This window comes from Rossellomorea sedimentorum (genome assembly GCF_046237645.1).
Classification (GTDB): domain Bacteria; phylum Bacillota; class Bacilli; order Bacillales; family Bacillaceae_B; genus Rossellomorea; species Rossellomorea sedimentorum.
In genome coordinates, this window is the sequence record NZ_CP143546.1 from 797875 (window position 1) to 809972 (window position 12098).

The 12098-nt window shown below is 42.8% G+C and carries 10 protein-coding genes; 6 read left to right on the forward strand and 4 right to left on the reverse strand.

Annotated features, from left to right (window positions below):
* Positions 1–89 precede the first annotated feature (89 nt).
* Positions 90–1373: a homoserine dehydrogenase gene (locus V1502_RS03890; RefSeq protein ID WP_409253085.1), complete on the forward strand. Its 1284-nt coding sequence runs from the start codon at positions 90–92 to the stop codon at positions 1371–1373.
* A gap of 684 nt (positions 1374–2057) precedes the next feature.
* The gene (locus V1502_RS03895; protein WP_409253086.1) at positions 2058–2825 is read left to right on the forward strand and encodes a DeoR/GlpR family DNA-binding transcription regulator; all 768 of its coding nucleotides are present in this window, start codon (positions 2058–2060) and stop codon (positions 2823–2825) included.
* 307 nt (positions 2826–3132) lie between these two features.
* Here the strand turns inward: V1502_RS03895 and V1502_RS03900 are convergent, their stop codons facing one another.
* Positions 3133–3432, reverse strand: coding sequence for a hypothetical protein (locus V1502_RS03900; RefSeq protein WP_409253087.1), 300 nt, complete (start codon positions 3430–3432; stop codon positions 3133–3135).
* A 137-nt stretch (positions 3433–3569) separates the two neighbouring features.
* Between V1502_RS03900 and V1502_RS03905 the strand changes: the two genes are divergently transcribed.
* Together V1502_RS03905 and V1502_RS03910 are read left to right on the forward strand one after the other, a co-directional pair.
* Positions 3570–4856: an ATP-binding protein gene (locus V1502_RS03905; RefSeq protein ID WP_409253088.1), complete on the forward strand. Its 1287-nt coding sequence runs from the start codon at positions 3570–3572 to the stop codon at positions 4854–4856.
* A 100-nt stretch (positions 4857–4956) separates the two neighbouring features.
* Positions 4957–6078, forward strand: a complete 1122-nt coding sequence (locus V1502_RS03910; protein WP_409253089.1) for a DEAD/DEAH box helicase — start codon at positions 4957–4959, stop codon at positions 6076–6078.
* 126 nt (positions 6079–6204) lie between these two features.
* Here V1502_RS03910 and V1502_RS03915 read toward each other — a convergent pair whose 3' ends face one another.
* Positions 6205–6387 (reverse strand): CsbD family protein, encoded by a 183-nt coding sequence (locus V1502_RS03915; RefSeq protein WP_409253090.1) that lies wholly within the window; start codon positions 6385–6387, stop codon positions 6205–6207.
* A gap of 200 nt (positions 6388–6587) precedes the next feature.
* Here V1502_RS03915 and cls point away from each other — a divergent pair, with 200 nt between their 5' ends.
* Complete coding sequence (cls, locus tag V1502_RS03920; protein WP_409253091.1) at positions 6588–8096, forward strand: cardiolipin synthase; 1509 nt, start codon at positions 6588–6590, stop codon at positions 8094–8096.
* Between the two features lie 131 nt (positions 8097–8227).
* Here cls and V1502_RS03925 read toward each other — a convergent pair whose 3' ends face one another.
* Entirely contained in the window at positions 8228–9853 is a 1626-nt protein-coding gene (locus V1502_RS03925; protein WP_409253092.1) for an amidohydrolase, read from the reverse strand.
* Between the two features lie 343 nt (positions 9854–10196).
* On the opposite strand from V1502_RS03925, the gene V1502_RS03930 reads away from it, so the two are divergent.
* Positions 10197–10649, forward strand: coding sequence for a GNAT family N-acetyltransferase (locus V1502_RS03930; RefSeq protein ID WP_409253093.1), 453 nt, complete (start codon positions 10197–10199; stop codon positions 10647–10649).
* Positions 10650–11096: 447 nt separating this feature from the next.
* Here V1502_RS03930 and V1502_RS03935 read toward each other — a convergent pair whose 3' ends face one another.
* On the reverse strand, positions 11097–12098 hold the full coding sequence (locus tag V1502_RS03935) for a polysaccharide deacetylase family protein (RefSeq protein ID WP_409254276.1): 1002 nt from the start codon (positions 12096–12098) through the stop codon (positions 11097–11099).

The window sequence follows — 12098 nt, forward strand, 5'->3', positions numbered from 1 at the left end:
TATTCTAAGGTTCTTGCAGGAATACCTGAAAACTTGCTGAATACATTTCTAAAATACCCAGAGGAACATAAGGGACAGGAGGTCAAAGATTGGAGAAGATATCAATAGGATTATTAGGATTGGGGACTGTAGGATCGGGAGTCGTGAAGGTGATTCATAATCATCAGGATAAATTGGTCCATGGAGTAGGATGCGCTGTTAAGATAAAGAAAATCCTGGTGCAGGACCTTGAAAAGGAGAGAGGTGTCGAAGTCGAACAGGTCCTGTTGACGACAGACCCTGGAGAAATCATTGAGGATAGAGAAATTGACGTTCTCGTGGAGGTTATGGGAGGAATAGAAGAGACACGGAAGCTGCTGTTAAAAGCCCTTGAGAACAAGAAGCATGTCGTTACAGCGAACAAAGATTTAATGGCCATGCATGGACCGGAACTACTAGAAGCGGCCTCCAGGAACGGATGTGATTTATTTTATGAAGCGAGCGTCGCAGGCGGAATTCCGATCCTGCGCAGTGTAGCCGATGGCTTCGCTTCAGACCGGATCCAAAAAATCATCGGGATTGTCAACGGGACCACCAACTATATCTTGACAAAAATGAGTGACGAAGGAAAATCCTATGAGGAAGCATTGAAAGAGGCACAGGAACTTGGATATGCAGAAGCAGATCCGGCAGCGGATGTAGAAGGTACGGATGCAGCACGGAAAATGGCTATCCTGTCTACCCTGGGCTTTTCTATGAATGTTGGTCTTGGGGATGTCGGATTCAAAGGAATTTCCAATGTTACTCAAGAGGATATTGAGTATGGAAAACAGCTTGGATATACAATGAAGCTGATAGGGGTAGCCGAAAGAGACGATGATAAAATCGATGTAACAGTTCAGCCTGCCTTGGTTGCTGCTTCACATCCGCTTGCCGCTGTCAAAAATGAAAATAATGCTGTATATGTGTACGGGGAAGCGGTCGGCGAAACCATGTTTTACGGTCCAGGAGCCGGGAGCCTGCCTACAGCCACAGCGGTCGTATCCGATCTTGTCGGTGTCATGAGAAATATGAGGTTGGGCGTAAACGGACACAGCGCAGTGATACCCCAGTTTTCTAAAAAATTGAAAAACGCTGAAGAGGTATTCAAGAAGTATTTCCTAAGACTTTGGGTCGAAGATGAAGTAGGTGCGCTTGCAGGTGTGACCTCCCTGTTTTCAACAGAGGGAATCAGCGTCGAGAAAATCTGGCAGAATCCTAAGAGGGGAAGCATTTCGGAAATTGTCCTTGTAACCCATAAAGCCTCCCAAAAAAGCTTTGAGGACATCCTTGTCAAATTGAATGACTCCCCTGCGGTCAGGCGTGTCGGCAGTTCTTACAGGATTGAAATATGATGATGAAAAAGCCAGTATCCATTACTGGTTTTTTTGTTGATTTGAAAAAGCTGTATTCGTATAGATTGTTGCTATCGGAAAAATCCAAAGGGCCGGATTTTTCCCTTGGGTACAAGGGCTTTTCTCTCTGAATAAGGTGAATAGCTCTTTTCTTTCTTGCTGACTAAGATATTTTCTGTGATTTCTGGCCATATCTCTTGAACTTAATAGTAAATAGCAACAAAGTTTTAGAAAAGAGCCTTTGAAAAAGCAGGTGATTTTGTAGAGGAGGTTGCTAAAGGACAATAGGTTAGCGACGCGTAAATTAAAGACCTTTAGGAGGCTCTTAAAGGACTTTAAAATCAACTTGCGTGAATTAAAGTCCTTTACAAAACCTCAATCTGTATAATACAAGGCTGTTTCTATGAGGATGTTCCTTCTACACTAACTCCTGGATTTCTTTCCCAAAGGTTGATTGGAGCGGAAATCAACTACTTCATCCAAATAGCTACAATACATACGAAGAGAATTATTAAAAACTCAAGCAATTCAACTAAAAAACATAAGACCTTTAGAACAGCTTCCATTCAGACAGTGATCGACTAACATCAGAATTAAAATGAATAAACGTGAATATACGTTTGACAAAACAAGCAAAACAAAGCAATAATAGGAATTAGTAAAGTGATGGAAGGTGGGGAAATAATGTTCTCAGAAGAAAGAAGGAAAACGATCCTTGAAATTCTTGAAAGAGAAGGCAGGGTTCTTGTAAAAGAGCTTGCCGATCAGTTTGAAGTTTCTATTGATTCCATACGCAGGGATTTATCGATTATGGAAGATGATCAATTGTTGAAAAGGACTCATGGAGGGGCGATCCCCTTGCCGTCGGTCAGGTCGATGCCCCGGAACAATGAAGAAAGATTCGGTGAAAGCACTCCTTGCCAGAAACAAATCGCTGAGAAAGCGGCTGCTTACATCAACCCTGACCAAACGGTTTTTATTGGGGGAGCATCCATCCACTATGCCATGATTCCTTTTCTGCCGAGAGATTTTTCTTTTACAGTCGTGACAAACTCTGTGGAAATCGCCTATCAGTTAAGAAAGTTTGAAAACATTCATACGTATTTAATCGGCGGAAAAATGAAAACCTCGGGAAATATTACGGATCCGCTTGCTGCTCAATTTGCTGAACGGTTCCACTATGACCTATGTTTTGCAACCGGTGGCGGTCTGACAGTAAGAGGCCTGAGCACTGCGACTCCTGAGGTGGCCCTTTTCCATGAAAAGGTCTATGAAAATTCCCGAAGGATCATAACACTGGCCGAACATACGAAAATCGGTGTGGACTTATTCGCAAGCATGTATCCAATAAAGAAGTTGGATATCATTCTAACAGACGAAGAAACGACGGCTGCACAGGCAGATGAACTGGAAGCACATGGAGTGAAAGTCATAAGGATTACAAATAGTTAATAATTGCATTTGATTTAAGCGAAGTGATGTAAGTTGCTTCGCTTTTTTGTTATCTTTGAAGCTTGCAGGGATATTTTCATTTGGCTCTTTTCGTAAACTTTGTTGCTATTTAATACAAACTTTAAAAAATATCTACTTAATTAACCATAAATAGCCTGATAAACAAGGAAGAAAAGAGCTAATTTACCTTCTTCAGAGAAGAAAGCCCTTGTCTCCAAGGGAAAAATCCGGGTCTTTGGATTTTTCCGAGAGCAACAATATATACGAAAACAGCGTTTCATTTGAACAGTTATGATGGAAAGCAACTTTAAATGACTTTTAAGATAAAACACTTATCCTGTTCATTAACAAACAGGCAAAATTCCTGATGTGGTTGAATGCCGCTAAGGTCACGGATTTCTTTTGGGATATGAATGGCACCTTTTTCGGAAATGTACCGCTTATTGTTTGTGCTGTTTTGTTCAGGTTTCTTTATGACGATGGTTTCCTCGTCATAACAAATTTCTGCCTGTCTTCCAGGTAAAAGCCCAAACCTCTGTCTCCATTGATTAGGAAGTGTTACGTTTCCTGTTTTGCTGAAATCCTTGCATCTGTATTTTTGCCACATCGTTTTCACCTCGCTTAATTATTAATTATCCCGAGGTGTTTTGATTGAAACGTAGGTAAAAAAGCAGGTAACATAAATTCCCTGAATTGAGGTATTATAGGTATATAAATCGACGGAATTAACAGGGGATATTATCCATGAATGAATCGAAGAAAATAGCAGGAAAAATAGCGGTCGTTTATGTGATAATCGGTGCATTGTGGGTCATTTTTTCTGACAGGCTTTCGCTGATTATGGCCCATAATGATATGGAAGCCTTTGTTTTCTTTCAGCGTTACAAAGGCTGGTTTTTTATATTGATTACGGGAATCCTTATATATTTACTTGTCTATCAACGAGCAGCCAGATTGGTGGAATCAACTGAGACTCTAAGGAAAAAAGAGATCCAGCTTCAACAAAGCAACCAGCATTATCAATCATTATTCAACCATAATCCGGATGCCGTTTTTGAAGTCACGCGCCAAGGATACTTAGCAGCATTGAATCCTGAAGGAGAAAAGATTATCGGGTTTACTGGCAGTGAACTTAAAGGCAGAGCCCTCCATTTTCTTGTTCATCCAGTGGATCGGCAGAATGTTGAACGGCTGTTTATAAAAGCCCTCCATGGAAATCCGGAAAAGTTTGAAATGAAAGTCATCACCAAGTTCAAGAAGGAAAGGCTCCTTCGCTGTTCTCTGCTGCCAATCATTGTAGATGAAAAAATTATCGGTGTTTTCGGGATTGCGAGAGATATCACTCATTACCGTGAAAATGAAGAAATGATGCTCGCTTCGGAGAAATTATCCGTCATTGGCCAATTAGCTGCAGCTGTGGCTCATGAGGTCCGAAATCCTCTTACTTCATTAAAAGGGTTCGTCCAGTTAATGCAGGTGACCAAGAAGGTGGAGGATAAGCATCTTTCCATCATGTTGTCTGAGATTGATCGGATCAACCTGATATCAGGCGAAATGCTGATTCTTGGCAAGCAGCAGGATATTGTATTTGGTCAAGAAGAGGTCAATGATATTATCAAACAGGTGCTTGTCCTCATGGAAGCACAAGCGAACTTGGATAATGTTAAAATAGATTTTTTCCATGCTGAAAAAGAGCCCTTATACGTCAAGGCAGACCAGAGTCAACTGAAACAAGTACTGATCAACCTTATCAAAAATGGGGTTGAGGCCATCGAGGGATCCGGACTGGTAAAAGTAGAAACCTACAAAAGTGATGATCGTGCCATTATCAAGGTACATGATAATGGCGTCGGAATGGAACAAGAACGGATAGACCATTTAGGAGAACCCTTCTATTCAACAAAAGAAAAAGGGACGGGACTCGGACTCGCGGTCTGCAAGAAAATCATCGAGCGCCACCAGGGTGCGATTACGTATCAGAGTGAAAAGGGGAAGGGGACAACTGTCACTATTTCCTTGCCGCTGGCGTGATGACCTGTCATCTTAAAGTATAACACTTTTAAAAACAGCTTTTATGGCCGACTTCGTGTAAAATGAACTACAGCATCTTTATAGAGAGAGGAATTAACAAATGGAATCTTTAACACATCTAAAGCCTTTTTTACAGGACGCATGGAAAACCGCTGAATTTACGGAGCTGACAGAGGTTCAGCAAAGAGCAATACCTGAAATCTTGGAAGGAAAGAATCTCGTATGTGAATCTCCTACCGGAACAGGAAAAACACTGGCCTACCTACTGCCTATTTTAAATACTATCGATGAAAAGAGAATGCAGGCCCAGGCATTGATACTGGCGCCTTCCCATGAGCTCGTCATGCAGATACATCAGGAAGTGCAAAAATGGGCGAAAGGTACCGGCATCAACAGCATAGCCCTGATCGGCGGTGCCAATGTGAAAAATCAAATCGAAAAGCTAAAAAAGAAGCCCAAGATCGTAATTGGTACCACGGGTCGGATTATGGAATTAATCAAGATGAAGAAATTGAAAATGCATGAAGTGAAAACAATCGTAGTGGATGAGTTTGACCTCATGATCGGCAATGAGCATCTTAACAATGTCCGGCAGATCATTAAGTCAACGATGGCGGACAGGCAGCTTCTGTTTTTTTCAGCCACGCTTTCAGACAGCACCAATCAAGTTGCGTCCGAGCTGATGGAGAATTACGAGGTAATCCGGGTCAATCAAGGAGTCGTTTCCTCTGCTGAGGTGGAGCATGGATATATATTGTCTGAACAGCGTGATAAAATGGAAGTGCTTCGAAAGCTTTCCAACGTGGAAGGCATTAAAGCATTGGTCTTTTTTAATAGTCTGGAAAAACTATCAGAAGCGGAAGAAAAACTGAAATACCAAAAAACATCTCTGGAAGTACTGGCCGGAGAATCTAAAAAAATGGAGAGAAAACATTCTCTCGATAAGTTCAGGGCTGGTAAAGTACCGATGCTGCTAACAACAGATGTTGCGGCAAGAGGCCTGGATATCAGCGGTGTTACACATGTCATTCATTTTGAGTTCCCGACTGATGCCAAACAGTACATCCACCGTTCGGGAAGAACCGGCCGGATGGGAGCATCTGGAACGGTCATTTCAATTGTTACCAAGAGAGAGGAAAGCTTTCTTGAAAAGATGGCCGGAGAATTGAAATTTGAGGTTGAAAAGAAGCGCTTGCATGGCGGAAAAATCATAGAAGATTAAGCAGGAGGCCCGGACTGATGATGATCAATCCGGGCTTTGATTATCGTTCTATTCTATGTACAGAAGAGCGCCCTGAACTGACTTACACAGGGTGCCCTTTAAAGTGCAGCTGCCTGGAGAAACGGATCAGCGGTGATCATCCTTCGCTTTTCCGATTGTTTCGTGAACCTTGCCTTCGCCTTTATCCGCTTTACCTTCACGCTGCATTTCAGGATTATCGGTAGCTCTGCCTGTTTTCTCTTTTACTTCTCCTTCAGCTTTTTTTGCTTCACCTTTTAATTTGTCTTTCATTCCGTTATCCTTACTCATTCGAAAATCACCCTTTCGTTTATGGTAGTAGTCTTTTTCCAACTCTATCGGATGTTAAACCTGGAATGATGGGTTAGCCATTGAAGGAATTGGGGAATACACAATTAAGCTTTTATAGTACTTATTGAAGAAAGTGAAACACTAAAAGACAGAGTCAAAATTTCCAAGGGAAGCATTATTTAATTTAAGGGATTGGTCAAATGAAAAAAAGAAGGCTTGAATTTTTATTCGTCATTATCTTGATTGCATGTGTATATATCTTCCTCTCCAGTGGATTTCATACATATATTAAAGCGGGGGCAGCGGCTGTATACATCATTATCATCCTGATCAGCGTCTTCTCGCTTATTCTGGAAAACCGGTCGGCCCAGCATTCTTTGCTGTGGATTTATGTATTGGTCTGTTTCCCTGTGTTTGGCTATTTCTTTTATTTATATTCAGGGCAGCTGTATCTGAAGGGGTACCTGTTTAAAAGCAAGCGGAAGAATGACCGGGATGAGTGGCAAAAGCTCCTCAAACGGGAAAACTCTCCGGATTTATCCTTCCTTCAGGACAACCAGCGAAGCTTTGCAAGATTTGCCAATAAAGTTGCCTGGTCGCCAATCAGTACGTCTTCAACAACGAAGATCTTGAAAAATGGTGATGAGACTTTTTCTGAAATTAAAGAAAAACTTAAGCAGGCTAAAAAGTATATTCACATGGAGTATTATATTTTCCGGTCAGACCGCCTTGGGAAAGAAATCATTAGCATTCTGATTGACAAGGCGAAAGAGGGCGTTGAGGTTTTGTTTATCTTCGATGCCGTCGGCAGTATACACCTTTCTTCCAAAGACATCCATGCCATGGAGGAAGCCGGAGTGCAAGTGCAGCCGTTCCTCCCGTTGAAATACGGGTTCTTCAATCAGAAGTTCAACTTTCGTAACCACCGGAAGATCATTGTCATTGATGGGGTCACTGGATTTGTCGGGGGACTAAACGTTGGGATAGAATACCTGGGAGAGAATGAAAGATTCGGTTTCTGGCGGGATACCCATATGATGCTTGAAGGTGGAGCGGTGTTTACCCTACATACGGTCTTCCTGCTGGATTGGGAGTACGTTTCTGGTGATATGATTCTTGAAAAGTATCAGGAACATCCCGAAATACCGGCGGAGGAACTGGACGGGGCTGTTCAGGTTGTCGCGAGCGGACCGGATACACAACTGGGCATCATGAGTGACCTGTATTATTCATTAATCTCCTCGGCTACGACTTCCATCTGGATTGCAACACCTTACTTCGTGCCCACGGAATCGATCAGGACTGCGCTTCGGGTTGCTGCTTCCAAAGGAATAGAAGTCAGGATCATGGTGCCCGAAACAAATGATGGATTTCTTACTCAATATGCAACAAGGTCATATTTCGCGGAACTGATCCGCTGCGGGGTGGAAATTTACTCCTATAAGAAAGGGTTCATGCATCAAAAAATCATTATCGTGGACGGAAACCTTGCTTCTGTAGGAACTGCGAACATGGATATGAGAAGTTTCCACTTGAACTTTGAAGTCAATGTATTCCTCATGGGGAACAGCTCGATCCGCGATCTGTCTGCGCATTACGAAGAAGATATGAAAGACAGCGTCAGGGTAAGACCTGTTGAATATTATAAACGAGGCATCGTGGAGCGTTCGAAAGAATCTTTCGCAAGGCTGTTTTCAGGAGTCTTATAAGAAAAGCTCAGCCATATGGCTGAGCTTTTCTACTGCCCCTAAACTGTAAAAGAGGAGTAGGATTGAACCCTGTAGGCGTCAAGCCTATGTGCTGACTTCATACTGAAGAACCGATCTGCAACTCAGAAAATTCACCGGGCGTTCCGACGTTGAAAAACGATTTTGCCATCCATTACGGTCATCAGAACTTTGCATTCTTTGATTTCCTCGTGATCACATTTAAATAGGTTGCGGTCAAGGATGGTGATATCCGCTTTCTTTCCAGCTTCTAATGTTCCCAGGTCACCTTCCCGGAAATTAGCGTATGCAGGTGACTTCGTATAGTGGATGATTGCCTGTGAAAGGCTGATTTTATGCTGTGGATTCCAGCCTCCGTCAGGAGTTCCATCTTCATGTTTTCTCGTCACAGCCCGATAGATTCCAAGCATCGGGTTCAGCTCGACGATGGGATAGTCACTGCCAAATACGAGCTGTGCCCCGCTTTCTTCGAGCTCCCCGATTGGCCAAGTATATCGGATTCTTTCAGGTCCAAGTCTGTCGATGTATTCATGAGATTCCATAGAACTTGATGTTAAATGCTCCGGCTGCATGGAAGGAAGCACCCCCAGTGCAGAGAATCTTGGTATATCATCAGGATGGATGACTTCAATATGTTCTATCGTATGTCTGGAATCTCTTTTTCCATTAACGGTTTGGGCATGTTCAAAAGCATCCAGTCCCAATCTGACCGCTGCATCGCCGCAAGCATGCAGCCTTACGCGGTACCCGAGTCTATCTGCTTCTTCAATCCAGTCAAAATAAGTTTCTTTTGAGTAAATCGTCCCTCCTGAAGTGGAAGGGCGGTCGGAATAGGGCTCCAGAAGATAACCGGTATAGGTAAGCGGAACTCCATCAATAAATTGTTTCAAGCCGGAAAACTGAAGTTTATCCGAACGAAAATTTTTATAGTAGGACATGTCTTCAAGTTGCCCATCAAGCGGTGTCATGAAGTGAATCCGTACCGACAGCCGCCCTTCCTCCTCATATTTCCGGTATTCTTCCAGATCCCCAAGAGTAAAGCCAGGTAAAGGGAGCATATCGGCTACTGATGTAATCCCATATTCAGCGGCTTTCTTCAAAAATGAATTCATCAGCCTGCTCTTTTTTTCAGCAGGAAGATCAAATGCGCGCAGGGCCAGCCCAAGAGCCGTTTCGTAAAGAAATCCGGTCGGCTTTCCAGCCTCATCTTTTTCAATCTTTCCGAATGGAGGCTCTTGTGTATTTTCATTTATCCCAAGTACTTCGAGGGCCTTCGTGTTCAACCAGGCACTATGGGCCTCTTCATTCAGAAGAAAAACGGGCCTGTCCGGTATCCGGCTGTCCAGTGAATGCCGGGTCGGAAGCTGCTGGCCGGGCCATCTGACATGGTGCCAGCCAAAACCAAGCACCCAGGGATGTTCAGGGTTGTCCATCGCAAACTCAGCAATCCTGTCCGCAGCTTCCTCTTCGCTGCCGCAAAACGTCAGTGAGGCATATTCCTGAAACATCGCCCCGAGCCACAAGTGAACATGAAAGTCGTGGAATCCGGGGAGAACCAGCTGGTCGTATGCGGTGATTTCCTCTGTAAGAGGGCCTGTATATTGTTCCATTTCTGCTTCTGTCCCAATTGCCAAAATCCGGTCATCTTTAATGGCGATGGCGCCTTCTATTGGTTCTTGGGCTGTCGCTGTGAAAATAGCATTGCTTTTAATAATAAGATCTGCCTGTTTGGAAGCCATACAACTCTCCTTGTAATAAGTTATGGAAAAAAATCCTATATTTTATGTTACTATAAAGAAAAAGCAATTTGAACTATCTTGTCTATTTCATTTCGTATAGAATGTGGTTCTCGGAAAATCCAAAGATTCAATTTCTCCCTTGAGACAAGGGGTTTTTTATCTGGATAGGAAAAAGATCTTTTCTTGCTTACCGGCATATTTACTGTGAGCAAAGGCATCTATCCTGAGTTTTATATTAAATAGCAACAATATTTACGAAAAGAGCGATTCCAAATCAAGAAAAAGGCATAGTAATGAAGAGATAACAATAGGTTTTATTAAATCTTCACAAGGGGGAAAAAGAATGAAAACCATTAAAGCGAATATGGATCAGCTTGAATTAGCGGCAGAGCTCTTTAATCAATACAGAATCTTCTATCATCAAAAAGATGACTTTGAGAGCTGCAAGGAGTACCTGAGGGAAAGGATCACAAAGAGTGAATCCGTTATTTTCCTTTCTGTTGAGGAAGGGGAAGAAGGACTTATCCCTTTAGGATTCACTCAGTTGTACCCCATCTTTTCTTCGGTCTCTTTGAAAAGGCACTGGCTGCTGAATGATTTGTTTGTGACAGAGAAAGCGAGAAGAAAAGGAGTAGGGGAAGAACTGCTTCATACTGCCAGGAAGTATGCTGAAGAAACAAATGCAAAAGGCCTCACACTGGAAACAGGAGAGGATAACCATAATGCTCAAAGACTGTATGAGAGATTCGGGTTTCAGAAGCATTCCGAGTTTCATTATACATATACAGTAGAATGAAATGAAAAGCAGGGGGCAGGGGATTAAAATCCCTGCCTCCTCTTTTACTCTTATTTCTAATACTCGACTTCAACTGTTTCTCTTCCTGTATGAACCCCATGAATGGTTTCCCCATTGCATGTGCAGCACATGGCGTCAAATTCACAAAGTCCCGACAATAAAGCCCAGGGGTACCAAATTCATGGCACATGACCACAAAAATTAGCCCAATAAAGACCTGTGCTCTACAGCGGGGGCCAGCTTTTCGCTCTTGGCCCAAAATCTAAAATGATACCCTGCGCCCAGCGCTGGTCCCGCGCGGTACCTCATTTCCCGCAAATCCTCTGAATGACACCCAGCGCTCGTCCTGCGCGGTACCTCATTTGTCGCCAAACGCATGAATGACACCCAGCGCTGGTCCCGCGCGGTACCCTATGAATCACAAAAACCTAGAAGGAGCCCGCTCTCCTATTTGGGATGAATTCCCTTTACCTTATCACGAGAAAGCTCTCGCGATATGTTATCCATCGTCATGCTTTGCATTCCATAAGTCTCTTGCAAGTATGCATAGTGAAGGCAGATTTTCCTGAGGATTTCCATTGACTCTTTTGGGTGTTGCCCAAAATTATGAGGATGCCACCACAGATGATAAATTTTGTTTTCCTTTGCAGCTTTCGTCATACTATTTTTGATTCGTTTCAGCTTAAGAGGCTCAAAGAATTGTAATGTTGAGTTATAAGGCCTTAGAAAACGGCTTGATGGTAAGTTGATGATCGGTTTTTGTGGCAAATCGGAAAGGGAGTATAGATGGTGGCCGGTTAAATTCACATAGGAATCAATGAATCTAAGTATTTTGTATAATGGGGATTGGCTTTTTTTGTAGCTTACCGGTGAATAGAGCTTGGATTTTTCATTACCACGGTAAGCGGATATATTATATTGTTTGCAGATCGACAGATATTGCTCATTGACCTGGTTTCGGGGAAAGACAATGGAAGTCAATGAGATGTTTTTTGATTTTGCAACTTCCACGGCCTTTAGTAAATCTGCTTCAAAGGCGTTTACATCTTGACCGCTTTCAAGACAATAGTAGTGAGAAAAAGTATGGGTCGCAATCTCCTGTTCAGGATGTTTAGCGATCAAATCGACAAGAGAACTTGCAAAGTGATAAGGGTCTTTTAGTTCATCGGGACCAACCTCGTCTAGCTTTGAGTAGGGCGAAAGATATTCCTGAAAATACGCCGGTTTTATCTCAGGAAGGAAAGGTAGTAATTCTTCTTTTGTATGAAAAAATAGTAATCCGACAGTGGCCCATGTCGCTCTAATATCAAATTCTTTAAAAAGTCGAAGCATTTCAGGAATTACCTCGCGTGCTCCTAATAAATTTTCACGATATTCCTTTATTGTAAATACGTCATGCACTCCCCAATACAGTTCAAAATCCAGTGAAATGATAAACTTCCCCTGCAC

What these genes read in the sequence shown, in the direction of transcription:
- V1502_RS03895 (WP_409253086.1), top strand. Translation starts at nt 2,058, where the DNA reads ATGTTCTCAGAAGAAAGAAGGAAAACGATCCTTGAAATTCTTGAAAGA.
- V1502_RS03900 (WP_409253087.1), bottom strand. Translation starts at nt 3,432, where the DNA reads ATGTGGCAAAAATACAGATGCAAGGATTTCAGCAAAACAGGAAACGTA.
- V1502_RS03905 (WP_409253088.1), top strand. Translation starts at nt 3,570, where the DNA reads ATGAATGAATCGAAGAAAATAGCAGGAAAAATAGCGGTCGTTTATGTG.
- V1502_RS03910 (WP_409253089.1), top strand. Translation starts at nt 4,957, where the DNA reads ATGGAATCTTTAACACATCTAAAGCCTTTTTTACAGGACGCATGGAAA.
- V1502_RS03915 (WP_409253090.1), bottom strand. Translation starts at nt 6,387, where the DNA reads ATGAGTAAGGATAACGGAATGAAAGACAAATTAAAAGGTGAAGCAAAA.
- cls (WP_409253091.1), top strand. Translation starts at nt 6,588, where the DNA reads ATGAAAAAAAGAAGGCTTGAATTTTTATTCGTCATTATCTTGATTGCA.
- V1502_RS03925 (WP_409253092.1), bottom strand. Translation starts at nt 9,853, where the DNA reads ATGGCTTCCAAACAGGCAGATCTTATTATTAAAAGCAATGCTATTTTC.
- V1502_RS03930 (WP_409253093.1), top strand. Translation starts at nt 10,197, where the DNA reads ATGAAAACCATTAAAGCGAATATGGATCAGCTTGAATTAGCGGCAGAG.